General features: G+C 70.7%; 26 protein-coding genes. 17 read left to right on the top strand and 9 right to left on the bottom strand.

The window, feature by feature from the left end:
* Nucleotides 1-29: 29 nt before the first annotated feature.
* Nucleotides 30-935, bottom strand: coding sequence for a DUF5821 family protein (locus B378_RS0106100; RefSeq protein ID WP_017342931.1), 906 nt, complete (start codon nt 933-935; stop codon nt 30-32).
* Between the two features lie 130 nt (nt 936-1,065).
* On the opposite strand from B378_RS0106100, the gene B378_RS0106095 reads away from it, so the two are divergent.
* On the top strand, nt 1,066-1,863 hold the full coding sequence (locus tag B378_RS0106095) for an aldo/keto reductase (protein ID WP_017342930.1): 798 nt from the start codon (nt 1,066-1,068) through the stop codon (nt 1,861-1,863).
* 30 nt (nt 1,864-1,893) lie between these two features.
* On the opposite strand, the gene B378_RS0106090 is transcribed toward B378_RS0106095, so the two are convergent.
* Entirely contained in the window at nt 1,894-2,949 is a 1,056-nt protein-coding gene (locus tag B378_RS0106090; protein ID WP_017342929.1) for a phosphotransferase family protein, read from the bottom strand.
* Nucleotides 2,950-3,092: 143 nt separating this feature from the next.
* Between B378_RS0106090 and B378_RS0106085 the strand changes: the two genes are divergently transcribed.
* Nucleotides 3,093-5,240 carry a hypothetical protein gene (locus tag B378_RS0106085; RefSeq protein WP_017342928.1) on the top strand — a complete coding sequence of 716 codons (2,148 nt, stop codon included), beginning with the start codon at nt 3,093-3,095 and terminating at the stop codon, nt 5,238-5,240.
* Nucleotides 5,241-5,350: 110 nt separating this feature from the next.
* Complete coding sequence (locus B378_RS17045; RefSeq protein ID WP_017342927.1) at nt 5,351-5,500, top strand: hypothetical protein; 150 nt, start codon at nt 5,351-5,353, stop codon at nt 5,498-5,500.
* A gap of 45 nt (nt 5,501-5,545) precedes the next feature.
* Here the strand turns inward: B378_RS17045 and B378_RS0106075 are convergent, their stop codons facing one another.
* The 3 genes from B378_RS0106075 to B378_RS0106065 all read right to left on the bottom strand — a co-directional run bounded on the left by B378_RS0106075 (nt 5,546) and on the right by B378_RS0106065 (nt 8,200).
* Nucleotides 5,546-6,010 carry a DUF5799 family protein gene (locus B378_RS0106075; RefSeq protein WP_017342926.1) on the bottom strand — a complete coding sequence of 155 codons (465 nt, stop codon included), beginning with the start codon at nt 6,008-6,010 and terminating at the stop codon, nt 5,546-5,548.
* Nucleotides 6,011-6,122: 112 nt separating this feature from the next.
* Nucleotides 6,123-7,274, bottom strand: a complete 1,152-nt coding sequence (locus B378_RS0106070; protein ID WP_017342925.1) for a mandelate racemase/muconate lactonizing enzyme family protein — start codon at nt 7,272-7,274, stop codon at nt 6,123-6,125.
* Nucleotides 7,271-8,200 (bottom strand): 1,4-dihydroxy-2-naphthoate polyprenyltransferase, encoded by a 930-nt coding sequence (locus B378_RS0106065; protein ID WP_017342924.1) that lies wholly within the window; start codon nt 8,198-8,200, stop codon nt 7,271-7,273. Before B378_RS0106065 ends, B378_RS0106070 begins: the two co-directional genes overlap by 4 nt.
* A 227-nt stretch (nt 8,201-8,427) precedes the next feature.
* Between B378_RS0106065 and B378_RS0106060 the strand changes: the two genes are divergently transcribed.
* The 14 genes from B378_RS0106060 (at nt 8,428) to B378_RS0105995 (ending at nt 22,097) form a co-directional block, all read left to right on the top strand.
* Nucleotides 8,428-8,970 carry a carboxymuconolactone decarboxylase family protein gene (locus tag B378_RS0106060; protein WP_017342923.1) on the top strand — a complete coding sequence of 181 codons (543 nt, stop codon included), beginning with the start codon at nt 8,428-8,430 and terminating at the stop codon, nt 8,968-8,970.
* A gap of 40 nt (nt 8,971-9,010) precedes the next feature.
* Nucleotides 9,011-9,289 carry a hypothetical protein gene (locus B378_RS0106055; protein WP_017342922.1) on the top strand — a complete coding sequence of 93 codons (279 nt, stop codon included), beginning with the start codon at nt 9,011-9,013 and terminating at the stop codon, nt 9,287-9,289.
* A gap of 298 nt (nt 9,290-9,587) precedes the next feature.
* Nucleotides 9,588-10,565, top strand: coding sequence for an aliphatic sulfonate ABC transporter substrate-binding protein (locus B378_RS0106050; protein ID WP_017342921.1), 978 nt, complete (start codon nt 9,588-9,590; stop codon nt 10,563-10,565).
* Nucleotide 10,566: 1 nt separating this feature from the next.
* Nucleotides 10,567-11,436 carry an ABC transporter permease gene (locus B378_RS0106045; protein ID WP_017342920.1) on the top strand — a complete coding sequence of 290 codons (870 nt, stop codon included), beginning with the start codon at nt 10,567-10,569 and terminating at the stop codon, nt 11,434-11,436.
* On the top strand, nt 11,420-12,235 hold the full coding sequence (locus tag B378_RS0106040) for an ABC transporter ATP-binding protein (RefSeq protein ID WP_017342919.1): 816 nt from the start codon (nt 11,420-11,422) through the stop codon (nt 12,233-12,235). Before B378_RS0106045 ends, B378_RS0106040 begins: the two co-directional genes overlap by 17 nt.
* 425 nt (nt 12,236-12,660) lie before the next feature.
* Nucleotides 12,661-13,821, top strand: coding sequence for a LeuA family protein (locus B378_RS0106035; protein ID WP_192812436.1), 1,161 nt, complete (start codon nt 12,661-12,663; stop codon nt 13,819-13,821).
* A 409-nt stretch (nt 13,822-14,230) separates the two neighbouring features.
* Nucleotides 14,231-16,045 carry a biosynthetic-type acetolactate synthase large subunit gene (gene ilvB / locus B378_RS0106030; protein ID WP_017342917.1) on the top strand — a complete coding sequence of 605 codons (1,815 nt, stop codon included), beginning with the start codon at nt 14,231-14,233 and terminating at the stop codon, nt 16,043-16,045.
* Nucleotides 16,042-16,758: an acetolactate synthase small subunit gene (ilvN, locus tag B378_RS0106025; RefSeq protein ID WP_017342916.1), complete on the top strand. Its 717-nt coding sequence runs from the start codon at nt 16,042-16,044 to the stop codon at nt 16,756-16,758. Before ilvB ends, ilvN begins: the two co-directional genes overlap by 4 nt.
* Nucleotides 16,759-16,789: 31 nt before the next feature.
* Complete coding sequence (ilvC, locus tag B378_RS0106020) at nt 16,790-17,848, top strand: ketol-acid reductoisomerase (RefSeq protein WP_017342915.1); 1,059 nt, start codon at nt 16,790-16,792, stop codon at nt 17,846-17,848.
* 76 nt (nt 17,849-17,924) lie between these two features.
* Nucleotides 17,925-19,385, top strand: a complete 1,461-nt coding sequence (gene leuC / locus B378_RS0106015) for a 3-isopropylmalate dehydratase large subunit (RefSeq protein ID WP_017342914.1) — start codon at nt 17,925-17,927, stop codon at nt 19,383-19,385.
* Entirely contained in the window at nt 19,385-20,008 is a 624-nt protein-coding gene (gene leuD, locus B378_RS0106010; RefSeq protein ID WP_017342913.1) for a 3-isopropylmalate dehydratase small subunit, read from the top strand. Before leuC ends, leuD begins: the two co-directional genes overlap by 1 nt.
* 4 nt (nt 20,009-20,012) lie before the next feature.
* Nucleotides 20,013-21,011 (top strand): isocitrate/isopropylmalate family dehydrogenase, encoded by a 999-nt coding sequence (locus B378_RS0106005; RefSeq protein ID WP_017342912.1) that lies wholly within the window; start codon nt 20,013-20,015, stop codon nt 21,009-21,011.
* Nucleotides 21,012-21,105: 94 nt separating this feature from the next.
* Nucleotides 21,106-21,483: a DUF555 domain-containing protein gene (locus B378_RS0106000; RefSeq protein ID WP_017342911.1), complete on the top strand. Its 378-nt coding sequence runs from the start codon at nt 21,106-21,108 to the stop codon at nt 21,481-21,483.
* Nucleotides 21,484-21,557: 74 nt separating this feature from the next.
* Nucleotides 21,558-22,097 carry a CBS domain-containing protein gene (locus B378_RS0105995; protein WP_017342910.1) on the top strand — a complete coding sequence of 180 codons (540 nt, stop codon included), beginning with the start codon at nt 21,558-21,560 and terminating at the stop codon, nt 22,095-22,097.
* Nucleotides 22,098-22,140: 43 nt separating this feature from the next.
* Here B378_RS0105995 and B378_RS17040 read toward each other — a convergent pair whose 3' ends face one another.
* The 4 genes from B378_RS17040 to B378_RS0105975 form a co-directional block, all read right to left on the bottom strand.
* Entirely contained in the window at nt 22,141-22,302 is a 162-nt protein-coding gene (locus B378_RS17040) for a hypothetical protein (protein ID WP_017342909.1), read from the bottom strand.
* Nucleotides 22,303-22,408: 106 nt separating this feature from the next.
* Nucleotides 22,409-23,482 carry a phosphoribosylformylglycinamidine cyclo-ligase gene (gene purM / locus B378_RS0105985; protein WP_017342908.1) on the bottom strand — a complete coding sequence of 358 codons (1,074 nt, stop codon included), beginning with the start codon at nt 23,480-23,482 and terminating at the stop codon, nt 22,409-22,411.
* Nucleotides 23,483-23,557: 75 nt separating this feature from the next.
* Nucleotides 23,558-24,232, bottom strand: coding sequence for a Zn-dependent protease (locus B378_RS0105980; RefSeq protein WP_017342907.1), 675 nt, complete (start codon nt 24,230-24,232; stop codon nt 23,558-23,560).
* Nucleotides 24,229-26,004, bottom strand: a complete 1,776-nt coding sequence (locus tag B378_RS0105975) for a TraB/GumN family protein (protein WP_017342906.1) — start codon at nt 26,002-26,004, stop codon at nt 24,229-24,231. The genes B378_RS0105980 and B378_RS0105975 overlap by 4 nt, the downstream gene beginning before the upstream one ends.
* Nucleotides 26,005-26,110 lie beyond the last annotated feature (106 nt).

Here is a 26,110-nt window from a genome sequence, read left to right as displayed (position 1 = left end):
ACGCCCGGAGACGGGCATCCGAACGCTTCTCACTCCGTTACACCGCGAACCGCCGCGACCGTCTCTTCGGGCGTCTCGGCCGCCGCGAGCGCGCCCCGCGCGGGGAGCCGCTCGCGCGGGCGCCCGACCGGCTGCGGCTCGGAGACGGTCTCGATCAGGTCGGCCTCGCGAAGGAGCCGTTTTATTCGCGTGAACGTCGAGGGGCTCCCGAGCCCGGCGTCCTCGCAGGCCCGTCGGAGGGTGCGGTCGAGGGCGCCTTCGCGGGCGCCGACCGCGTAGGCGCGAATTCGGGTCTCCTCCGGGTCGGGACCCCCGTTCCCCGCTGGTTCAACGTCGAGCGCGCGAAGCACCGCGGTCGCGACCGACTCGTCGCACCGCGCCGCGAACCCCTCGTACACGCGCCGCCGGCTCGGCGTTCGGAGCCCGTACGGCTCGGCCGCCGCGAACGCCGAGGCGTACCGCTCGCGGAGCGAGGCGTCGTCGCCGACGCGGTGCCACCGACTCGGCGCTCCGGCCGCGTCACGGTCCACCGATTCCACCAGCGCGAACCCCGTCTCCGCCCCCGCCAGCACCGGGTTCGGCTGCGGCGCGTCGAGGACCCGGAGATCGAGCAGGTCCGCGTCGAGCAGCGCCGCGAGCCGGCTCGCCGGTCGAAACCCGGCCGTCGCGACGTCGATCGCGCTCTCGCCCGCGACCACCTTCAGCGTCGGTAGTTCCCACGAGTCGAGGTTGCCCTCTTCGCCGCCCTCGACGTCCCCCTCAGCTTCACCTGACAGATTCTGGACGGTCGGCTCGACGAGCGCCGGGGCGGCCTCGCGGTACGCCTCGACGACCGCGTGGAGCAGCCGCGGTCCGGGGTCGACGAGGAGCGGGTCGGAGAGCGCGCCAAGCGGGAGCGGCTCCGGGGTCGAGGGGAGCGCGGGGCCGGTCGCCATCGACCGGTCCTACGGACGCGACGGATTAATGGTGCGGGACGCAGCAGGCACGCGGGACACGCACGAAGCCGCGGGATCGCGGCGTGCCGGCTCGCGCGCCTTTTTGGCCCCGCGCTCGAAAGCGAAACTCGTGCCACCGCTCGACCTGTCGATCGGGCTCGGAACGTCCGGGCTCGACGACCCCGAGACCTGTACCGACACCGTCGCCGCGGCGCTGGAGGCCGGCTACCGCCACGTCGACACCGCGCAGATGTACGACAACGAGGCCGCCGTCGGCGAGGGGATCGCCGAGAGCGACGTCGACCGTGACGACGTGGTCGTCGCCACGAAGGTCCACCCCGAGAACCTCGCGCCCGAGGACGTGCGCGAGACCGCACACGAGAGCCTCGACCGACTCGGCCTCGACCGGGTCGACCTCCTGTACGTCCACTGGCCGATCCGGGCGTACGACGCGGAGGCGACGCTGCCCGCCTTCGACGACCTCCGCGACGCTGGCGTGACGGACCACGTCGGCGTCTCGAACTTCACCCCCGACCTGCTGCGCGAGGCCCGGGAGATCCTCGACGCGCCGATCGCGGCCCACCAGGTCGAGTGTCACCCGCGGTTCCGGCAGCCGGAACTGCGCGCCCTCGCCGACGAGTTCGACCACCGGCTCGTGGGCTACTCCCCGCTCGGCCGCGGGGAGATCCTCGACGACCCGGCGATCCTCGAAATCGCGGAGCGGAACGACCTCTCGCCGGCGGTCGTCGCGCTCGCGTGGGCGCTCGATCGCGGGATCGTGCCGATCCCGAAGGGGCGAGGCGACCACCTGCGGGAGAACCTGCGCGCAGTCGATGTCGACCTGCCCGACGCCGACCTCGATGAGATCGACGGGCTCGACCCCGAAGAACGCCAGATCGATCCCGACGACGCCGCGTGGAACCGGTAGAGCGGCGCTTTCGCCGCATCGGAGCCGCGCTCAGACCGCGTCGAGCCGCGCCCGCAGCTCGGCGTCCGCCCGCTCGACCAAGGCATCGAGGGGCTCGTCGAGGTACGGTACCCACTGATCGATGAACTCCGAGCGCCCGAGCATCCTGATGACCTCGTAGACCGGCCGCCGTCGGTCGAACCCCTCCGGCAGCGACCCCGCACGCTCGCGGTAGCCCTCTCGTAGGGCCGCTACGAACCGGTCCGGGCCGGTCGAGTCGAACCCGTTGAGCAGCTGGTCCTCCGCGCGCACCAAGTCCCGAGCCGGGTCGCCGACGTGTGACAGCTCCCAGTCGATCGCCGCGACGCCCGGGTCGTCGGTAGCGGTTGCGTCCGCCCTGCCGCCTTCGGCCGTCACGAAGAGGTTCGGCTTCGTGACGTCGCCGTGGAGCAGCGCCGCCGGCGCGCCGTCGAGCAGGTCCCGGTTCGCGCGCACGCAGTCGACGACGGCGTCGTAGTGGTCCGCGAGCCGCTCGGAGGTGCCGATCTCACGCGTCCGCTCGACCGTCGCGAGCAGCACGTCCGTCCACGACGCGAACTCGATCGCGAGTCCGGTCGGCGCGTCGGCGTCCGCCGTCACCGCTCCCTCCGCCGCGCTTCCGGTCTCCGTTCCCGCGCCGACGATCTCCCCGTGGCTCTCGAACCGGTCGGCGTGGAGCGCGGCGAGCGCGCCCCCGACGCGGCGGAGCAGTCGCTCGCGCTCGTCGCCGCTCGCCGCCTCGTAGACGCCCAACAGCCCTCGGCCGGGCGCCGGTGCCGTCGCGAGGTACGCCGGGTCGCCGTCCGGGTCGGCCGCCAGCACCTCGGGGACCGCGAGTGGCCCGTGTTCCCCCACGTATCCGAGCACGGCGCGCTCTCGGGCGAGCCGGCGGCTCTCGTCGGCGAGTGCGACCTTGAGGAACCCTCGCTCACCGTCGGCGAAGACGACGCCGACCGTCTCGTTGGCGCCGTTCCAGGAGGGGCCGACGCCGGTCAGCCGGTCGACCTCGCGGTCAGGAAACGCCGCGGCGAGCGCGCGGTCGATCGGTTCCGATCCGGGCCCGTCCATGCGTACTCGTCCGAGTCGGCCGATGTTAAGATTGTTGTCAGGGTTGGACGAAAGCGAGCAAGAACCACGGTAGCACGCTTCAGAACTCCGAAACGAGATAATTACCAACAACCTCATACGTGTTGGCGAATCAGACTAATCCAGTGAACGACGGGGCATCCGGGGGGCGCATCGCGTTCGAGGTCGACGGGACGACGCTCACCGTCCGGGACGTGATCGAGGGCGAGGAGATGCGGCTCGGCGTCGACCGCGAGCCGGATCTCAGTCCGGCGCTGCCCGCGTTATTCCCGTCTCCGGTCGACGACGCGGTCAGTTTCGAGGCGGAATCGCTTACCGTTCCGGAGTACACGTCGATCGTCGTCCGAGACGACGGGGGCGAGTTCATCGGGCGGCCCAGCGAACCGATGGAGTTCCCGCGTGGATCGTACTGTATCGAGATCACTGGCGTGACGAAGGCGTCCCTCAGGTTCGAAGACGCAGAACTCTCCGTGAGCGGGGTCGAAGGCTCCGACCCGGTCGAGGTCGCGCTCGACCGCCCGACGACCGTCAGCCTCGGCGCGCGGTCGCTCCACACTCGTCCGGAGGCGACGATCACCGTCCCCGACGATCCGGAGGCCCTCGCGGAGGCGGTGTCGGTGTTGGGGTCGTCGATCCGGGAGTTCTCCGCGGAGCGGTCCTGGCCGACGCTGCGCGGGTATCCCCCTCAAATCCGGCGAGGCGAATCGCTCGACATTCCGAGCCCGTTGACCGTCCCCGACACGGGCGTCGAGGTCGTCGTCCGACCGACGTACGCCGACGTGTACCGCCTCTCGACGCTCGCGTACTACCTCGGCGCGCCGATGACGATCGGCAAGGTACCGGCCGTCCGGCTCGACAACGGATACACGGAGCGGCTCCCGACGGACGGTCGCGGGCTCGAAGAGCGAGCCGAGGAACTGCTGCGCACGTGGTTCTTCCTCGACACGCTCGTGCGGACCGACGGCTACACGCTCTCCGACAGGGAGGAGTACGATCAGGTCGGAGCTCAGCTCCCGTTTTATCCGCCGAATCTGGACGAGCTCTCACCCAGCGAGCGGCTGATGGAGTACATGGAAGTCGACCCTGAGACTGTCGCACCGTATACCCCCGAGTGGTCGACTGAGGCGGTACTTCGTCCCGGTCCCGCGAGCGCGGAAGTCCTGCCCCACCTCGCGCACGTCCTCGCACCCGTCCGAGTCCGCGGTTCGACCGAGCGGACACGCACGGGAGACCCAGTGGGGCTCACGACGGCGGATCGGCCGACCGACAGTCTGCGGTCACCCCCACGCGACGGCGGCCCGGTACCGGACCCGGACGCGGACCCGCTCCCGGCGTGGACCGCCGCAGCGCTCCCGGCAGGGTACGAACACGCGCTTCGGCGAAAGACTCCGAACCCCGGGGAAGCGAACGTCACCCTCCTCGTCCAGTCCGCCGACCGAGCGCAGCGACTTCACGAGGCGCTCACGACCCCATCGCTCGCCGCCGGCGTCGGGTCGCTTTCGGTTCTCGAAACGCCGACCGCGGACACCGTCGTAGAGGTGCTCTCGGACCCGTCGATCGACCTGTTGTACTGTGACCTCCCCCTCGACGGGGGAACCCCGGTCGCGGACTCCGATCCGGTCGAGACCCCTCGCCGCGCGGCCGCGGACGGTCGGTCGGCCCCGGCGGTTAGCGTCTTCGAGGGGAGCCAAAGCGTCGCGATCGGAGCCGACGCGGTCCGACGCGGCGGCACCGGCTCCGCGGTGATCGACGGTCGGATTCCGGACGACCGGATACGAACGCTAGTTGAGCTACTTGCCTCCGTGGGTCTCGCGCTCGACACGTCCCTCGCTACGCTACAACTCTCCGGTCGGTCCCCCGTCCGGTTCGCGGGCGACTCCGCTACGGTCGTGGTCCCTCCGAATCCCCCTACGCCCCGGCTCTCATTCTTCGAGTCCGTGACGGAATCGGAACACCGCCTCACGTGGCGAACGGTGCTTTCCCCCGCCTCGTGGCTCGGAGCGGAGCATCAGATCGTGTACGACTGTTTCGATGACAAGACCCGGCTCATCGGTCGCGACCCGACGGAGCGGCCGACCCTCCCCTCCGAAGTGGTGGTCGACTGGTCGACCGAGCCCGACACCACGCTGTTCCTCAACGGTCAGTTCGTGTCCCCGAATGTCGATCTTACGGTCAAGGACGTCGAAGAGTCGGCTCGCCGGGCGCTCGCGGCCGACGATTCGAGCGCTGACGCTCCGACCGAACTCCGCGCCGATTCCGAGTGCCACGACTAACTCCCCGTCCACGGCCGACAACCGGTCCGGTCCGCAGCGGTCCTGTCGGGCGCTCCCGGGACCTCGTTTCCGCCGACATCTTTTATTCTCCGGACGACGAACCGCCGCGTATGCCCCAGATACACCTCGACGAGGAGACGGTCGAGCGGCTGGACGCGCTCCGGGTCGACGACGAGGAGTACGACGAGATCGTCAGCGAGCTCATCAGCATCTACGAGGCGGAGGAGCTCACTCTGTTCCGCGGTAGCGACGTGGAGTAACGAGCCGGGGCGAGCGGCCGCCGAGCGGCCGAACTGCGGGGTCGGCTACTCCTGATACGCGACGCGGACCTGTTCCCACTTCCCGACTTCCTCTAAGTGCGCCTGTAGCTCGTCGGCGTACTCCTGAACGAGGCGCTCGGCGGCCTCCAGTTCCTCGTCCGAGGGACCGCCGGATCCGCCCCCGCCGCCGAGCCCGAGCGCGCCCTTGATCGAGTCGACGACGCCGCCCGACCCGCCGGAGTCGCCGGCGCCGTCGCCGCCGGGAGCGCCGCCCATCCCCGCCATCTGCGACCGGAGGTTCTCCAGTTCGGGCATGATCGCCGGGAGGCTCGACGTGTCTGCGACGACCCGGGCGGCCTCGGGGTCGTCGGCGTTCTCGATCTCGAACTCCGTGGCCGTCATGATCAGTCCCCACTCCTGGCTGGAGAAGCGCGACGCCGCGACGCGCTCGTTGAACTGGTTGTCGACGGTCATCCGCTCGCCGACGATGGCGTCGGTCCACTCGCTCATACGCCTCCGTTCGCCGGTCGTGGTGAAAAGTCCGTCCCCCTGCGGCGAGCCGGGGCCCCAGTCGCCCGGGTCGTGCCCGAGACGAGCCCGAGCGGCGTCAGATCCGCGTCCGCTACCACCGCCGCAGGTCCTCGAACGCGCCGCCCGCGAGCCCCGGACCGGTCGGGACCGCGATCTGCCCGTCCGCGATCGGACAGGGATCGGACGCCAAGTCCTCGTCGAGCAGCGACCCGGTCGCGAGCCCGCACGGGGGGACGTCGGGTGTCGCGGCCGCAACGTGGACTGCGGCCGTCCGCGCGACGACCGCGTCGATCGTGGTGGTGACGACGGGGTCGACGCCCGCCCGCTGCGCCCGCAACGCGGCCGCGAGCGCGCGGTCCGGGCCGCCGAGCGCCATCGGCTTGAGAACGACCGCGTCCGCGGCGTCCGCGTCCAGCACCGCGTCGACCCCGCGGGCCGCGACCGACTCGTCGACGGCGATCCGGACCGCGCCGCCCGCGCCGTCGGTCGGGCCGCGCTCGCGGAGCGCCGCCAGCCCGTCGAGGTCGTCCGCCGGGAGCGGCTGTTCGACGTACGCGAGGTCGAACGCGGCCAGCGCGTCGAGCGCGCGGCGAGCTGTTTCCCGGTCCCACGCGCCGTTCGCGTCCGCGCGGAGCGAGACCGCGTCACCGATCGCCTCGCGGACCGCGCGGACGCGCTCGATGTCCGCGTCGACGTCGCGGGCACCGACCTTCAGCTTGAGGCAGTCGAACCCCGAATCGACCGCCCGCCTCGCCTCGGCAGCGGTCTCGTCCGGCGACCCGTCGCCGACGGTCGCGTTGACCGGGACGGCATCCGCGGGCGTCGCGGTTACACCGGCCGCGTCCGCGAGCCGGTCCGCGAGTCGCGCTCCCGCGTCGCGGGCGGCGGCGTCGGCGAGCGCGAGGGAGATGCCGTGTCGCGCGGCCGGCGTCGACGCCGCGTCGAGTACCTCCAGCGGCGACTCGGACCCACCCTGCCCGCCCACTCCGTCGAGCGCCGCCGCACACGCCTCGCGTGACTCCGTCCACCCCGGAAGCGGGGTCGCCTCGCCGAGGCCGACCGCGCCGCCTCTGTCGCCCCCCGCGCTGTCCCCGTCGCTCCCGCGTTCGACCGCGATCAGGAACCCTTCTCGCCGACGGATCGCTCCGCGGGCGGTGCCGAGCGGGCGGATCAGGTCGAGCGCGAACGACCGGTGTCGCATCGCGCGAACCGGACTCTCGCCGCGGGGATCGTCGTCGATCACACCGCGAGGCCGACGGCGAACGCGACGGCGTACGCCGCGAGCAGCTTGCCGGTCGATTCGAGTGCGGGGTTGAGTGCCTCGCCCGAGGTCTCGGTCAGCACCGTCCGCGCGACGGCCGCCGCCAGCGGGAGGGTGACGAGGGGGAGCAGCGTCGCGAGGCCCTCGCCGCGCGCGACGAACCACAGCGGGGCGAGGTAGGCGGCGGCGAGCATCGCGAGGTACTCGGCGCGGGCGAACCGGTAGCCGAACCGGACGGCGAGCGTGCGCTTGCCCGTCGCGGCGTCCTCCTCGCGGTCGCGGAGGTTGTTGACGACGAGGATGTTCGTCGACAGCGCGGCGATCGGAAGGCTCGCGACGAGCGCCGCGAGCGTCACGGTGCCGGCCGGGATGCCGACGGGGAACCATCCAGAAAGGAGCGCCGCCGTCTGGACGTAGTAGGTCCCCATCACCGCAATGACGCCGAAGAAGACGAACACGAAGAGGTCGCCGAGACCGTGGTAGCCGAGGGGGTACGGGCCGCCGGTGTAGGCGATTCCGGCCGCGACGGAGGCGAGCCCGATCACGAGGATCGGGACGCCGCCGACGGCGACGAGGTAGGTCCCCACGAGAATCGCGGCAGCGAAGGTGAGCCACATCGCCCGCTTCACCTCGGCCGGCTCGATGAGGCCGCTGGCGACGACGCGGGTGAACCCCTCGCGGTCGTCGGTGTCGGCGCCCTGGATCGCGTCGTAGTAGTCGTTCGCGAAGTTCGTGCCGACCTGGATCAGCGCCGCGCCGACGAGCGCCGCCAGCGCGGGAAGCGGGGCGAACACCCCGTCGGCAAGCGCCAGCCCGACGCCGACGATCACCGGTGCGGCCGCGGCAGGGAGCGTCTGGGGACGCGCGGCCATCACCCACGCCCGCCGGCGGGTCACCTCGGTACTCATTACCGCAAGTTGGTGCGTGGCGTCCCTTAAGCTTGCCATCGCGAATCGCCGCGACACCGCGCCGACGGCTCCTCGATCCAGGCCCGACCGGCTGCATCGATACTGGTCGCAGCCAGCGACGTAGCGATCGCGGCCAGCGACGTAGCGATCGCGGCCAGCGACGTAGCGATCGCGGCGAACGATACCGAGTCGCGTACACCTATGCTCCGCCGCCGCGACCGGTCGCCATGGCCCGCGTTCCCTACGCCGAGGCGGCGGACGTGCCGGACGAGTACGAGGACCTCCTGGAGTCGTCGCTTCAGGGCAAACCGCTCCACGTGTACCAGTCGATCGGCAACAACCCCGAGGTGTTGGCGGGGCTCAGGTCGTTCCTCGGGTCGCTGTGGGCCGACAGCGGCCTCACCGAGCGGGAGCGCGAACTCGTCATCCTGGCGGTCGCGAGCGAGGTCGGAAACCGCTACGAGTGGCACCAGCACGTCAACATCGCCCGCGGCGTGGGGATCGACGACGACGAGATCGCGGCGCTCGGCCGCGGGGACACCGGGCCCTTCGGCGACGGGGAGACGACGCTGGTCGAGTACGCGCTCGCGGTCGTCCGCAGTGAGGTCGACGCGGTCGCCCACGACGAGATCGCGGCGCTGTACGACGACGAGACGATCGTCGGCATCGCCGCGACGGCCGAAGGGTACGACGCGCTCGGCGGGATGATCGACACGTTCGACCTCGAACTGGAGTCGGGGACGGAGTTCCACGGGTGGGACCCCCGATAACGACCGACAGGTTCGACAGGGACCGGCCCCTATCACGGGTATGACCGACACGGAGACCGCGACGGCGAACGGCGTCGCGGCCCGCTACGAGGAGACGGACGGCGAACGCCTGCTCACCTTCTCGCGGGACGGCCGCGAGGCGACCGTCGCGCAGAACGCCGAGGGGTACGCCATGCTGAAGGTCCGGTCCGGCCCCGACGGCGACGAATTAGAGCGGTACTACGGGTTCGACATGGCGCTTGACCACGCCGCCGAACTGCTCGGCGTCGACGTCCCCGACCTCCCGGTGCCGGACGCCGCAGCTGACATGGGGATGTAGCTGCGGCGGCGGACCGCCCGGCCGGCGCAGTCGGTGGTTTCTCGCGGTCGACGGCGCCGGCGGCGCCAACAACCAGCAATATGATCCGGCACCCGGAACGCGAGCCGAACTGCTTCGCCGACCCGTGAGGTCGGGTCGGAAACGCACGACGAGCCGTCAGGCGCCGTGAGGCGACGTTCAAGGACCGTGTGAACCCCACTCATTGACAAAAATAAATAACCATAGAACATCATAGCCGGAGTTGAATATTCTCCATAGCCATATCCCCTTATGAGTGGCACCGGTAGCAGGAGTCACGATGGAACGAAGACAATTCCTGCGCGGTACCGGCGCGGCGATCGGCGGCTCGCTCGTCGCCGGCTGCGTCGGGGGCGGGAGCGAATCCGGGACGGTGACGGTCGACTACGCGTACTACAACCCGGTCAGCCTCGTGTTGCGCGAGAAGGGCTGGCTCGAGGAGGCGTTCGCGGACACCGACACCGACGTCGAGTGGGTGTTGAGCCTCGGGAGCAACCAGGCGAACGAGTACGCCCAGAGCGGCGAAGCCGAGGTCTCCTCGACCGCCGGCATCGCGGCGCTGATGGCCCGCACGAACGGCGTGCCGATCACGACGCCGTACGTCTACTCGGAGCCAGAGTGGACCGCGCTCGTCACCTTCGAGGAGACCGGGATCGAGTCGGTCGCGGACCTGGAGGGGAAGCGGGTCGCCGCCACGCGCGGCACCGACCCGTACTTCTTCCTGCTCCAGGCGCTGGGCGACGCCGGGCTGAGCGAAGACGACGTCGAGGTCGTCAACCTCCAGCACCCGGAGGGACAGTCCGCGCTGGTCCGCGGCGACGTCGACGCGTGGGCCGGGCTCGACCCCCACATGGCGGAGCTGGAGCTCGAACACGACGGCGCGGAGCTGTTCTTCCGCGAGCCCCGGTACAACACCTACGGCTTCCTGAACTTCCTCGACGGGTTCCTTGCGGACCGCACCGAGGACGCGACGCGCGTCCTCGAGGCCTACGAGCGCGGCCGCGAGTGGGCCATCGCAAACCCCGAGGCGACTGCGGGGATCCTCGCCGACGCTTCCGAGATGTCGGCGCCGGTCGCGGAGCGCGTGTTCACCCAGCGGAACGACCTCTCCGAGCCGATCCCGGGCGAGCCGCACCGCGAACTCCTCTCCGACCTCTCACCAATCCTCGAACGCGAGGACCTCGTGACCGACGACGCGGACCCCGCCGGCAACGTCGACGAGCTGATCGACGCCGAGTTCGCGAGCGAGGTCGTCTGAGATGGCCGCCGACACCCGCCGGGAGTCGGACGTCTCCCGCGACTCCGACTCCGGCCGCGGGTCGACGGCGGGCGGGTCGGCCGGCGGCGCCGAGTCTCACGGGCTCGGCCCGGTTCCCCTCCCCGCCGCGAGGCGGTTCCGCCCCCTGCTCGGGCTGCTCGTCCCCGCCGCGCTCGTCGTCGTCTGGCACCTCTCCGTCGCGACTGGTGTCTTCGCGGCCCACCAGCTGCCGGCGCCGCTGCGGGTGGCGGAGACGCTGTACGGGCTGGCGGCGTCCGGCGAGCTGTGGGGTCACGTCGCGATCACGGTCCAGCGCGTCGTCCTCGGCGCCGGCCTTGGGATCGTCGTCGGCAGCCTGTTCGGGACCGCGACTGGGCTCTCCCGGACGGCGAGCGACCTGCTCGACCCCCTGCTCCAGAGCCTGAAGAACATCCCGTCGCTGGCGTGGGTGCCGCTGTTCCTGCTCTGGTTCGGCATCGGCGAGACCGCGAAGGTGCTGCTCATCGCGGTCGGCGCGTTCTTCCCGGTGTACCTCAACCTCTCGACCGGCATCGCCGCGGTCGACGAGGAGCTGCTGGAGGTCGCCGAGGTGTACGACCTCGGGCGCGTCGAGTCGCTGCGCCGGGTCGTGTTCCCGGCCGCGCTCCCCGACCTGCTCGTCGGGATCCGCGGCGGCGTCGGGCTGGCGTGGATGTTCGTGGTCGCCGCCGAGCTGATCGCGGCGAGCCAGGGGATCGGGTTCCTGCTCAGCGACGGGCGGACCCTCGCGCGGCCCGACATCATCGTGGGGTCGATCCTGCTGTTCGCCTTCCTCGGCAACTGCTCGGACGTCGCGGTGAAGGAGGTGAGAGACCGTGTCGTCGGACGCTGAGGCCGACGCCGCGACACCGACCCGCGAGGCCGACGAAGCCGACGCCGCGTCCGCCGAAGCAGATCCCGTCCTCGCGGTCGACGGTCTCCGGAAGCGGTACGACGACACGGTCGCGCTCGACGGCGTCGACCTCGCGGTCGCGGACGGCGAGTTCGTCGCCGTCGTCGGCCCCTCGGGCTGCGGCAAGTCGACGCTGCTCCGCGTGCTCTCCGGCCTCGAAGCCGAGTTCGACGGGCGTGTCGAGGTCGACGGGACGGACGTGCGCGACGGCGGCAGCGACGCCGTCGGGATGGTGTTCCAGGAGCCGCGGCTGCTCGACTGGGCGGACGTCCGCGAGAACATCGCGGTCGGGCTCCCGGGCGACGTCGACCCGGACGCTCCCGCGGCCCGCGAGCGCGTCGACGACCTTATCGAGACGGTCGGGCTCGACGGGTTCGCCGACAGCCGCCCGGACGAGCTCTCCGGGGGGATGGCGCAGCGCGTCGCGCTCGCGCGGGGGCTGGCGTACGACCCCTCGGTGCTGCTGCTCGACGAGCCGTTCTCGGCGCTCGACCGGCTGACGAAGGCGGACCAGCAGGACCACCTGCTCGACGTGTGGGAGGAACGCGGAACGACCGTCGTCCTCGTCACCCACGACGTCGAGGAGGCGGTCTACCTCGCGGACCGCGTCGTCGTCCTCGGCGGCCAACCCGGCACGGTGGCGTCCGTCGTCGACGTCGACATCGACCGCCCCCGCGAGCGCGCTGACGCCGAGCTCGTCGAGCTCCGGCGCGAGGTGACGGAGGCGCTCGGGCGGTAGCGGCGTGCGTGATCCGGCGGTAGCGGTGTCCGCGGTTCGGCGGTAACGGTGTCCGCGGTTCGGCGGTAACGGTGTCCGCAGTCCGCCCCGAGCGGCGGCAGCCCTCCGGCGGTGCGGATGGCTGCCACGCACCGCGCGCCGACCGTCGTCCGAACGAAACGAACGTCGATCCGACTTATTAACCCAGTTCCGGATCGGAATACGGGGTCGATCCTCGGTGTGTGTATAACCTGTTTAAGGTGTATGGATTCGGGCGCAGTCGTGCGGTTTTTCGCTCACCGTGCGCGGCCCACCGAACTGCCGGTCCGCTCTGATTTTGCGATCGTCCAAACCGTTAAGTATCCGACCGTCTTGTCGTGAACCGATGACAGACATCACGGAGGCTTCGTCGGACACCCCGGCGGATCGAGTTCTTCCAGGGCACGATAGCTTCTAACGTCGATATAGGTCCTGTCAGGATCTTCGACACGACCCTGCGAGACGGAGAACAGTCACCACGCACGTCGTTCAGCTACGATGAGAAACGCCGCATAGCGGCGACGCTGGACGACATGAACACCCACGTCATCGAGGCGGGGTTCCCGGTCAACTCGGACGCGGAGTTCGAGGCCGTCAGCGACATCGCCGCCGCGACGGACACCACCGTCTGCGGGTTGGCGCGGGTCGTCGAGGGCGACATCGACGCCGCCATCGACTCCGGCGTCGAGATGGTCCACGTGTTCGTCTCCACCAGCGACGTTCAGCTGGAGGACTCGATGCACGCGACCCGCGAGGAGGCGAAACAGCGCGCGGTCGACGCCGTCGAGCAGGTGAAAGACGCCGGCGTCGAGTGCATGTTCTCGCCGATGGACGCCACTCGGACGGATCCGGACTACCTGATCGACATCGTCGAGGCCGTCTCCGACGCGGGAACCGACTGGATCAACATCCCCGACACCTGCGGCGTCGGGATGCCGACCAGCTTCGGCGAGACGGTGAACGCGGTCGTCGAGGCGACCGACGCCCGCGTCGACGTCCACACCCACGACGACTTCGGCATGGCCGCGGCGAACGCGGTCATGGGCTTCGAGAACGGCGCGGAGCAGGCGCAGGTGTCGGTCAATGGGATCGGCGAGCGCGCCGGCAACGCCGCCTACGAGGAGGTCGTCATGGCCGTCGAGTCGGTGTACGGCGTCGACACCGGCATCGACACGACCCAGATCACCAAGCTGGCCCGGATCGTCGAGGAGGCCTCGGACATCCCGGTGCCAGCGAACAAGCCCGTCACCGGGCGGAACGCGTTCGCCCACGAGTCGGGCATCCACGCCGCCGGCGTCATCGAGAACGCCGACACGTTCGAGACCGGCGTGATGACCCCGGAGATGGTGGGCGCCGAGCGCGAGTTCGTGCTGGGCAAACACACCGGCACCCACAGCGTGCGCAAGCATCTGGTAGAGGCCGGCTTCGACCCGACGGACAGCGAGGTCCGGGCGATTACGAAGCGGGTCAAGGAGTACGGTGCCGGCAAGCGGCAGGTGACCGCCGGCGACGTCGAGCGGTTCGCCGAGGAGGCGGACGTCACGCGCGAGGAGGAGGTCCGGGTCTGATGACCCCCTCCCCGACCGGAGCGCCCCCCGAGCGACCGCGAGGGCGGTCGCGGGAGCACTCTGACCGGGGCCAGCGTCGGCCCCGCGGCGCCCGTCGCCGTGCCGCGCGCCGCGTCGCCCGACAGGAATTTATACCCCGGCCGCGTTGCTCCGGGCGAGATGCGACGGCACACCACGGCCGCGGCGCGCGCGAGCGTACCGGGAGCCGTCGCGCCGATTATTGTAGGGGTATAACCCCCTACACTACCCTTTCCTCACCAACGCGACGCACCGCCGAACGCCGGCGACCGGGTCGGTTCCCACACGTGGAGACCCGCTCCCGAGACGGGAACCGCGCCCCGGTCTGTCCCGCGTTCGCAGCGACCGACACGACAACCCGCCAGATGCCACACCGCACACCACCACGACAATGAGCGACACAGCAGCACAGCCGCGATCCGACGCGGACGAGTCGGACGACGCCTCGGCCGACGCGACCGCGACCGACGAACCGACCGATCCGGACGAGGAACAGGGGGCAGGCCCCGTTTCGACCGGCGCCGAGTCGGTCGTCGCCGCCCTCGAGGCCGCGGGCGCGAAGACCGCCTTCGGCGTTCAGGGCGGCGCGATCATGCCCGTCTACGACGCTCTGTACGACTCCTCGATCCGGCACGTGACGATGGCCCACGAACAGGGCGCGTCCCACGCCGCCGACGCGTACGGCGTCGTCGCCGGCGAGCCCGGCCTCTGTATGGCCACGTCCGGCCCGGGCGCGACGAACCTCGTCACCGGTATTGCCGACGCAGACATGGACTCGGACGCGATGCTGGCGCTGACCGGCCAGGTCCCCACGGAGTTCGTCGGCAACGACGCGTTCCAGGAGACCGACACGGTCGGCGTTACCCGTCCCATCACGAAGCACAACTACTTCGCGGGCGGCGCGGACACTGTCGGCGACACCGTCGGCGAGGCGTTCGAGCTGTCGCGGGCCGGACGGCCCGGTCCGACGCTCGTCGACCTCCCGAAGGACGTCACGCAGGACGAGACCGACCGGACGCCCGGTCCGGCGACGCCCCCCGCGGGGACCGACCCCGACCCGAACGCCGATCAAGAGGCGGTCGAGGAGGCTGCTCGCGCTATCGAGTCGGCAGAACGACCCGTCTGCCTGTTCGGCGGCGGCGTCATCAAGGCCGACGCGAGCGACGAGGCGCGGACGTTCGCCCGGAGCTACGGGATCCCAGTGACGACGACGATGCCGGGAATCGGCTCGTTCCCCGAGGGCGACGACCTCTGCCTCTCGTGGGCGGGGATGCACGGCACCGGCTACGCGAACCTCGCGATCACCCACACCGACTGCCTGATCGCGGTCGGCACGCGCTTCGACGACCGGCTCACCGGCGGGATCGACACGTTCGCGCCCGAGGCCGAGGTTATCCACGTCGACATCGACCCCGCGGAGATCAGCAAGAACGTCCACGCCGACTACCCGCTGATCGGCGACGCGGGGCGCGTCCTCGACCAACTGACGGCGGCGGTCCGCGAGGGGCCCGATACCGAGGCGTGGCGCGAGCGGTGCGCGGAGTGGAAGGAGACGTACCCGCTCACGTACGCGACGCCGGACGACGAGCCGCTGAAGCCGCAGTTCGTCGTCGAGGCGTTCGACGAGGCGACCGACGACGACACCATCGTCACCACCGGCGTGGGTCAACACCAGATGTGGGCCTCGCAGTTCTGGACGTACTCGGAGCCCCGGACGTGGGTCTCCTCGCACGGCCTCGGGACGATGGGGTACGGCGTGCCCGCCGCGGTCGGCGCGCGCGTCGCGGCCGACACGATGGGCGAGGAGGACCGCGACGTGGTCTGCTTCGACGGCGACGGCTCCTTCCTGATGACGATGCAGGAGCTGTCGGTCGCGGTCCGCGAGGAGCTCGATATCACTATCGCCGTGCTCAACAACGAGTACATCGGGATGGTGCGCCAGTGGCAGGACGCCTTCTACGAGGGCCGCCACATGGCCTCCGACTACACGTGGATGCCCGAGTTCGACAAGCTCGCCGAGGCGTTCGGCGCGCTCGGCCTGCGTGTCGACGACTACGACGAGGTCGCGCCCGCCGTCGAGGAGGCGCTCGATTACGAGGGGCCGGCCGTGGTCGACTTCCACGTCGACCCCGAGGAGAACGTCCTGCCGATGGTGCCGAGCGGCGGCGCGAACGGGAAGTTCGCGGCCGCGGAGGACCAGCTATGAGCGGCGACGCCTCCGACGGCGACGCGCCGGCCGTCTCGGACGCCGACTCGCGCACGACTCCCGACGCCGACTCCCGACCGCTCCCGGGCGAGCAGCCCGGGCCGGACGAGCGCGACCACCCCGAGGGGCGCCGGAACCTCGAAGGGATCCGGATCGATCCCGTCGTCGAGGCCGAACACGAGTCGCGGCGCGCGGTGATCTCCGCGCTGGTCGAGGACGAGCCCGGCGTGCTCGCGCGCGTCTCCGGGCTCGTCTCTCGCCGCCAGTTCAACATCGAGAGCCTCACGGTCGGGCCGACGACCGTCGACGGCCACTCGCGGATCACGATGGTCGTCGAGGAGACGGACCCCGGCATCGACCAGATCGAAAAGCAGATGGCGAAGCTGAAGCCGGTCATCTCGGTCGGCGAGGTCGCCGGCGATGCGGTCACCTCCGAGCTCGTCCTGCTGAAGGTCGAGGCCGACGACCCGGCCGCGGTCCACGCCGTCTCCGAGATGTACGACGGGCGGACGGTCGACGCCGGCCCGGAGACAATCACCGTCGAACTCACCGGCGACAAGGCGAACATTGACAACGCGATCGGCGCCTTCGACCGGTTCGGGATCGTCGAGATCGCGCGGACCGGGCCGACTGCCCTCGCGCGCGGCGACACCCCCACGGCCCCAGGAGAGAAACCCGGAACGGCCGGCGAACCGACGACGCACGACGACTGACAGCGAACACACGCGAACTCACACGATACACATGACCGAAGACGACACGCAGACGTTCAATTCGACAGTATACTACGACGACGACGCGGACGAGGAGGCGATCGCCCACAAGACGGTGGCCGTCCTCGGCTACGGCTCGCAGGGCCACGCGCACGCCCAGAACCTCTCCGAGAGCGGAGTCGACGTGATCGTCGGCCTCCGCGAGGACAGCTCCTCGCGAGCGGCCGCCGAGAGCGACGGGCTCCGCGTGGCGACCCCCGCCGAGGCGGCCGCCGAGGCCGACGTGGTGAGTGTCCTCGTCCCCGACACCGTCCAGCCGGACGTGTACGAGAACGCGGTGGAGCCGAACCTCGACGCGGGCGACACCCTCCAGTTCGCGCACGGGTTCAACATCCACTACAACCAGATACAGCCGCCGGAGGACGTCGACGTGACGATGGTCGCGCCGAAGTCGCCGGGCCACCTCGTCCGCCGCAACTACGAGAACGACCAGGGGACCCCCGGCCTGCTCGCGGTGTACCAGGACGCGACGGGCGACGCGCACGACGAGGGGCTCGCGTACGCGGCCGCGATCGGCTGTACCCGCGCCGGCGTCGTCGAGACGTCGTTTCGCGAGGAGACCGAGACCGACCTGTTCGGCGAGCAGGCCGTCCTCTGTGGCGGCGTCACCTCGCTCGTGAAGCAGGGGTACGAGACGCTCGTCGACGCCGGCTACTCGCCGGAGATGGCGTACTTCGAGTGTCTCAACGAGCTGAAGCTCATCGTCGACCTGATGTACGAGGGCGGGCTCGGCGAGATGTGGGACTCCGTCTCCGACACCGCCGAGTACGGCGGGCTCACGCAGGGCGACGTAGTCGTCGACGAGCACGCCCGCGAGAACATGGAGGAAGTCCTCGAAAAGGTCCAGAACGGCCAGTTCGCCCGGGAGTGGATCTCTGAGAATCAGGCGGGACGGCCCTCCTACACCCAGCTCCGCGAGGCGGAGAAGAACCACGAGATCGAGGCCGTCGGCGACGAGCTGCGCGGCCTGTTCGCGTGGGAGGAGTCGGGAGACGAGGACGAGGAGGAGAGCGCCGAGGTGACCGCGTGATGGGCGTATCGCAGGCGGAAACGGCGTCGCAGCCCGCGCCGCCGGCCGGCGGCGCGGCGGTCCGGGGTGACTCCCGATGAGCGAGGGGACGCTGTACGACAAGGTGTGGGACCGCCACAAGGTCACCGAGCTCCCGAACGGACAGGACCAGCTGTTCATCGGGCTCCACCTCGTCCACGAGGTCACCAGTCCGCAGGCCTTCGGCATGCTGCGCGAGCGGGAACTCGACGTGGCGTACCCCAACCGGACGTTCGCGACGACGGACCACATCGCGCCCACCGAGGCCGACAAGCGCGAGCGCCCCCTTGCCGACGACCAGGCCGAAGAGATGCTTTCCGCGCTCGAACGCAACGTGAGCGACAGCGGGATCACGTTCTTCGGCTTCGAGTCCGGCAAGCAGGGGATCACCCACGTCGTCGCCCCGGAACTGGGGCTCTCCCAGCCCGGGATGACGGTCGCCTGCGGCGACAGCCACACCGCGACCCACGGCGCGTTCGGTTCCATCGGCGTCGGTATCGGCACGAGCCAGATCCGCGACGTGCTCGCGACCGGCTGTATCGCGGCGGACAAACAGAAGGTCCGCCGAGTCAACGTCGAGGGCGAACTCGGCGAGGGCGTTTACGCGAAGGACGTGATCCTGAAAGTGATCCAGGACCTCGGCGTCGACGGCGGCGTCGGGCACGTGTACGAGTACGGCGGCCCCGCCATCGAGGCGCTCGACATGGAGGGCCGGCTCGCGGTGTGTAACATGTCCATCGAGGGCGGCGCCCGCGCCGGGTACATCAACCCCGACGAGACCACCTACGAGTACCTGAAGGGCCGCGAGTACGTCCCCGAGGGCGAGGCGTTCGAGGAGCGGAAGGCGTACTGGGAGTCGATCGCCTCCGACGACGACGCCGAGTACGACGACGTGGTCACCGTCGACGCCGACGGGCTCGACCCGCTCGTCACCTGGGGGATCAACCCCGGACAGGTGATCGAGATATCGGAGCCGGTCCCGCACCCGGACGACTTCGAGGCCCGGACCGACCGCGAGGCCGCGGAGCAGGCGCTCGATCACATGGAGATCGAGGCCGACCAGTCGATGCTCGGCTACGACGTCGACGTGGCCTTCCTCGGCACCTGTACCAACGGTCGCCTCTCCGACTTCGAGGAGGCCGCGAAGATCCTGGAGGGCAACACGGTCGACGAGGGCGTCCGCGCGCTGGCCGTCCCCGGCTCCGAGACCGTCCGCCAGCAGTGCGAGGAGCGCGGCATCGACCAGACGTTCATCGAGGCCGGCTTCCAGTGGCGCCGCGCCGGCTGCTCGATGTGCCTCGCGATGAACGACGACGCCCTGGAGGGCGACGAGGTGTGCGCCTCCTCGTCGAACCGGAACTTCATCGGGCGACAGGGGTCGAAGGACGGCCGCACCGTCCTGATGAGCCCCGCGATGGTCGCGGCCGCGGCCGTCGAGGGCGAGGTCGCCGACGCGCGGGCGTACTTGGACGACGGGCCGACCGGCGGCGCCGGCGGCGTCGAGGAGGTGGCCGACTGATGGCCCCCGACGCCGACCCGGGCGCGGACCAGCACATCACCGACGTCTCGGGCACGGGGGTTCCGATCCCCGGCGACGACGTCGACACCGACCAGATCCTGCCGGCGAAGTTCATGAAGGAGGTCACGTTCGACAACATGGCGGACTACCTCTTCTACGACGCCCGGCGGGACGACGACGGCGAGTTCAACGACCACCCCCTCAACCGCTTCGAGGGCGCGTCGATCGCGGTCGTCAACTCCAACTTCGGCTGCGGTTCCTCCCGGGAGCACGCGCCGCAGGCGATGATGCGCTGGGGTATCGACGGCGTCGTCGGCGAGTCGTACGCCGAGATTTTCCGCGACAACTGCAAGTCGCTCGGCATTCCGGCGGTCACGACTGACCACGAGACGGCCGTCGAACTCCAGGAGTGGATCGAGGCCAACCCGGACGGCGACATCGAGGTCGACGTCGAAGGCGAGACCGTCACCTACGGCGACACAACCATCGACGTCGACGTCGACGACGCGATGCGGGAAGCCCTGGTCGAGGGGATCTGGGACACTACCGCCCTGATGTACTCGAACCGGAGCAAGGTCGACGAGACGGTCGACGGACTCCCCTACGTCGAGGGGGACGACTGACCGGATGACCGACGAGATCGTCGTCATCGAGGGCGACGGCATCGGCCGCGAGGTCGTGCCCGCCGCCGTCGAGGTGTTGGAGTCGTTCGACCTCGACTTCGAGTTCGTCGAGGCGGAGGCCGGCGACGCGACGAAGGAGGCGACCGGCGAGGCGCTCCCCGACGAGACGTACGACCTGGTCGCCGACGCGGACGCGACCCTGTTCGGCGCGGCCGGCGAGACGGCCGCCGACGTCATCCTCCCGCTGCGCGAGGCGGTCGACTCGTTCGTCAACGTCCGGCCCGCGAAGGCGTACCCCGGCGTCGACGCGCTCCGCCCGGAGACGGACGTGGTGTTCCTCCGCGAGAACACCGAGGGCGTCTACGCCGGCCACGAGGACCGCCTCTCGGAGGACCTCTCGACGCTGACGCGCGTCGTCACCTCGTCGGCCTCCCGCGAGCTGGCCGAGTACGCCTGCGAGTTCGTCGAGGACGGCCGCGGCCCCGCGGGCGACCCCGACGAGGGGTTCACCGTCGCGCACAAGGCGAACGTGATGCGCGAGACCGACGGCCGGTTCCGCGAGGAGGTCATGGCGGTCGCCGCGGAGCGCGGCGTCGACGCCGACGAGGAGCTGATGGACGCGTTCGCGACGAAGCTCCCGCTCGACCCGGCGGAGTACGGCGTGGTCGTCTGTCCGAACCTCGCCGGCGACGTGCTCTCCGATCTGGCCGCCGGACTCGTCGGTGGGCTCGGCCTGCTCCCGTCGGCGAACGTCGGCCACGACAACGCGCTGTTCGAGCCGGTCCACGGCACGGCGCCCGACATCGCCGGCGAGGGGATCGCCAACCCGACGGCCGCGATCCTCTCGGCGGCCATGCTGCTGGAGTACCTCGGCCACATCGAGGAGGGCCAGCGGGTGCGCGACGCGGTCGAGGGCGTCCTCTCCGATGGACCTCGAACCGGCGACCTCGGCGGGTCGGCGACGACCGACGAGGTCACCGCGGCGATCGTCGACCGGCTGTAAGGCGCGTCTCACCGCCGGTCGGCCAGCCGGAAGCGGCTCCACCGACCGCGGGCGAACCACAAGACAAGAAACCCTGCGGCCCCTCCGCTCGGATATGAGCAACTACGAAGTCGCGATGGAAGCAGCCTGGTTGGTCCGTGACGTCGAGGAGACCGACGACGCCATCGGCGTCGCGGTCAGCGAAGCCGGCAAGCGACTCAACGAGACGGACAAGCAGTACGTCGAGGTCGAGCCCGGCGTCACCGGCTGTCCGGCCTGCGGCGAGCCGTTCGACGCCGCGTTCCTCGCGGCGAACACGGCGCTGGTCGGACTCCTCCTCGAAATCGACGTCTTCAACGCCGACAGCGAGGAGCACGCAGAGCGGATCGCGAAAAGCGAGGTCGGGGGCGCCCTCCGCGACGTCCCCCTCGAAGTCATCGACGTTTTCGAGACCGAGGCCGACGAGGACGAGGAGGACGCGGCGGACCGATAGGCGCGACGCCGCCCTCCGGGGCGAGTTCGGTCGGTGCCGAAAGCTTTTCTAATAACCTTAAGTAATTAGTCGGCATGGAACTGCCGACGCCACAGGACCTCCGCGAGCGCCGGACCGGACTGGAGCTGACCCAGAGCGAGCTCGCCGACGCCGCGGACGTTTCCCAGCCCCTCATCGCGCGGATCGAAGGCGGCGACGTCGACCCGCGGCTCTCGACGCTCCGCCGCATCGTCAACGCCCTCCAAGAGGCCGAAGGCGAGGTCGTGCGCGCGACCGACCTGATGAACGAGACCGTGATCAGCGTCGCGCCGGACGACGCCGTGAGCGCGGCCGTCGAGCTGATGGAGGCGGAGGCGTACTCGCAGCTCCCGGTCCTCCAGAACGGCGTGCCGGTCGGCTCGATCAGCCAGGGCGACGTCGTCCACGCCGGCGAGAACGTCGGCGACCACCCGGTCAGCGAGGTGATGAGTGAGTCGTTCCCGACGGTCGCGCCGTCGGCGACCGTCGACGAGGTCCGGAACCTCCTCGATCACTACAAGGCCGTGATGGTCACTGACGGCGGCGAGACGGTCGGGATCATCACGGAGGCAGACATCGCGGCGCAGCTGTCGTAGCGCTCAGCGGGGGCGACCGCGCCGGACCGCGCGGGACCGCGCCCTACTCCTCCCGTCGCTCGGAGAGCCGCTCCCAGATCTCCGTACAGCCCGCGCCGTCCGCCACGTCGTCGAGGTGGTCCGCGTTGCCGTTGGCTTCGTCGTCCCGTCCGGAGCCGTCGCTGTCCTCTTCCGTCTCGTCGTTCCCCGCGGCCCCGTCGGTCATCTGCCAAGACATAGGCCGACGCCGCTGATAAGCGGCCATTCGGCGGCACGACGCGCCGCGTCTCCCCGCCGGACGCAACGCTCTCCGTTACCTCGGACGCGATCGCCTACAGTTCCAGTCCGCGGATCTCGACCGTCGCTTCTTCCTCGTCGCCGTCGCTGCCGTCTCCTCCCTCAGCAGCCTCGACCCGTCCGATCACGCGCCCGTCGGTCGCGTCGGCCAGGGCCTCGGCGTCGTCGGGGTCGAGGGAGGCCACGAAGCCGGTCCCCATGTTGAACGTGCGGTGCATCTCCTCGTCGGAGACGTTCCCCGCCGACCGGACGAACTCGAAGACCGGCTGCGGCTCGAACGCGTCGTCGATGGCGTAGCGGTGGCCGCCGAGGCGTTCCAGATTCGTCCAGCCGCCGCCCGTCACGTGGGCCGCGCCGCGGACGCCGTGGGCGCGCATCGGATCGAGGAGGTCGGTGTAGATCGCGGTCGGTTCGAGCAGCGCGTTGCCGAGCGTCTCGTAGTCGCCGAACGGGCACGGATCCGTGTACTCGTGGTCGCGCGTGACGGCTTCCCGCGCCAGCGTGAGCCCGTTCGAATGGATCCCCGACGAGCGCCAGCCGACCAGCGCATCGCCCGGCTCCGCGCGGCCGTCAAACACCCCGTCCTTCGCGGCGAGGCCGGCGCAGGTGCCGGCCAGGTCGAGCCCGCGTACAACCTCCGGCATCACCGCCGTCTCGCCGCCGACGAGCTCCATGTCGGCGAGCTCGGCGCCGCGGGCGAGCCCTTCGCCGACCTGCTCGGCGAACCGCTCGTCCGGCTCGTCGACCGCGAGGTAGTCGACGAACGCGACGGGGCGGACGCCGGCCGCGACGAGGTCGTTGACGTTCATCGCGATGCAGTCGATGCCGACCGTCGAGTAGTCGCCGAGCGCCTCCGCGACGAGCAGCTTCGTCCCAACGCCGTCGGTCGCGAGCGCGAGGTAGCGGTCGCCGATGTCGAGCAGGCCGGCGTACTCGCTCCCCGAGCCCTCCGCCTCGGTATCCGCCCCGACCGCGCCGATAAGCGCCGCGGTCGCGGCCTCGCTCGCGTCGATGTCGACGCCCGCGTCCGCGTAAGTGAGCTCGTCGCCGTCGCTCGGTCCCCCGTCGTCGCCCGCCGATCCGCCGTCGCCGCCGTTGCCCTCGGTCATGTGTGAGGGGGCACGCCCGCGGAGCAAAAGCGCACCGTTCCGGCGGGGAGCGGTCGCGGGAGGGACGGCGGGCGATCAGAACGGCCCGCCGAACCCGAGCCCGACGACGAAGACGAGCCCGAAGGCGAGCAGCACGGACGGGACGAAGACGGCCGCCCAGACCGGCTTGCTCCACCCCATCACCGTCTTCCCGTCGAGCGGGCCGTACGGGACGAGGTTGAACGCGGCGAGGAACGCGTTGATCGCGATGCCGCGCGCGCCGAGGATGACGACTATCTCGCTGCCGACGATTCCGCCGAGCGCGTACAGCGGGAAGAAGACGATCATCAGCCCGAGGTTCACGGCGGGGCCGGCGAGCGCGATGTGACCGTGTTCGCGGGGAGTCAACCGCCCGCGATGGTGGACGGCGCCGGGCGCCGCGAAGATGAACCCGAGGAGGGAGCTCATCACGGCCAGAAACAGCATGCTGTTGTCCGCGCGGAACTCCGCGACCTGGTCGTAGTGGACCGCGACGACCTTGTGTGCGACCTCGTGGAGGAGGAAGGCGACCCCGGCGGTCGCAAGCGCGACGAACAGCGGCGGGACCACGCCCGCCGCGAGTATCCGGCTGATCCCGCCCGAGCCGCCGACGAAGAACAGCATGAACGCCACGCCGAGCGCGAGCCACGCGACGAGGAGGTCGCGGATCTCGGTCCCGCTGAAGTAGAGGCCCGCGATCCGCCGCCCGGAGACCGCGCTGTCGCCGCTCATGCGATCCCCCCCACGGCGCCGCGCACGAGGTCGGCGCCGTTGAGCGCGCCCTCGACGAGCAGCCGCCCGACGTCCTCGACGCCGCCGACCTCGGCGCCGAACATCGCCGGGATGACGTACGCCGCGAAGAGGAAGCTCGCGACGATGCTCCCGACGTTCGTCATCGCGACGACGACGATGAGCCGGAACAGCGGCACGTCGAGCATCGCGGAGACCAGCTCCGCCGCGGAGCGCGTCTCGTCGGCGAGCAGGTCGTTGAGCGCGCCGATGTCGGCGACGTTCACCGTCAGGCTGCGGAGCTCCACGTAGCCGGTGAACCAGCCGGGCGCGAGCAGCGGGTTGATCGAAGTCAGCCACGCGACGGCGCCGCCGACGGCGGCCGAGAGCCAGCGCGCGCCGGCGACCTTCGCGAACGCGAACGCGAAGGCGCCGTTGATCAGGAACCACGCGCCGAAGAGGCGGAGCAGGAACGCGTTCCCCGCGCCGCCCAGCGCCAACAGGAGGAAGAAGCCGACGAACCCGACCGTGATCGCGTAGCCGACCGCCTTCTTCCACGGGAGCCCGCGCCCGGACTCCTGCCCGACCAGGTCCTCCATCGGCGGGAGCGTCGCGGGGTCGGCGAGGTACCGCTCGATCCCCGCCCGGTGGCCGGCGCCGACGACGGCGACCACGTCGTGGCCGGCCTCGCGGAGCGCGACGAGCCGGTGGGCGATGAACGCGTCGCGCTCGTCGATGAGCGCCTCCGCGCCGCCCGGGGAGAACTGCCGGAACTCCTCCATCATCATCGTCACCACGTCCGTGTCGGTGAGGTCCGCCTCGTCGAGTTCTTCGATCCCGCCCGCCTCGGCGTCGACCTCACCGCCGGCGAACGCGCCGACCGCGACCGCGAGGACGGCGCCGACGACGAGTCCGAGGCCGATCCCGATCCCGAAGCCGCCGATCGCCGTCACGGGGAAGCCGCCGAGGTACGTCGAGACGATTCCGTTCGCGACGCCCGTGACCCCGGCGGCGACACCGGCGGCGAGCCCGGTGCCGACCGCAGCGTAGAGGCGTTGGTCCGGCGAGAGCGCGAGCGTGCCGACCTGATCGACGGCGATACCGACGACGAGCGCGACGAGGACGCCCGCGGCGACGCTCGTCAGGATCGCCGTGGTGATCCCCACCGCGCCGCCGAAGAGGCCGATCGCCGGGCCGGCGAGGATCCCGACGAAGAGCCCGCCGATCACGCCGGCGACGCGCGGATCGCTGACGCCGAACGCCAGCCCGCCGACGAGCCTGAGCTTCTCCGTGACCGTCATGCGAGCCCAGAAGCGCTGGATCGTTGTCTGGATGTCGCGGTCGACGAGGGCGACGTCGATGCCGAGCGACTCGGCGAGGTCGACGGCGGCCTTCATATCCGCCCCCGGCTCGATGTCGAACCGCTCGCCCAGCTGGGTCTGGACGTACGAGAGCATCCAGTACGCGAGGAACTGGAACACGGTGTTCCCCTTGAGCAGGTCGCCGGCGTCGAGGTCGTCGGGGGTCTCGCCGTTGAGCTGCCGGTAGCGCCCCTCGTCGAGCTCGACGGCGACGACGTCGGGGCGCTCCCGCTCGATCGTCTCCTCGACCTCGTCGACGGAGCGCTCCGACACGTGCGCGGTCCCGACGACCGTGACCTCTCCCTCGCCGGCCGCGTCGCCGCGCGGCGCGCCGTCGAGGTCGCCGCCGTCGGCCCGCGGGGATCGGTCGGTCGACGGGGGCGGCTCCTCGCTCCCCCGTGACGGCTCTGTCATCACCCGTCGTACTCGGTCACCGCGTTTAGGGTTTGTGAGTCGGTCGCTGGCTCCGGGGCGCGCCGACCCTCCGCGCGTTCCCGACGATCCAACAAATTTGTATTCT

The organism is Halorubrum sp. T3, assembly GCF_000296615.1.
In the GTDB taxonomy this organism is placed as follows: Archaea; Halobacteriota; Halobacteria; order Halobacteriales; family Haloferacaceae; genus Halorubrum; species Halorubrum ruber.
The sequence above is the reverse complement of the archived record's forward strand: the minus strand, read 5'-3'. Positions and strand labels throughout refer to the sequence as shown.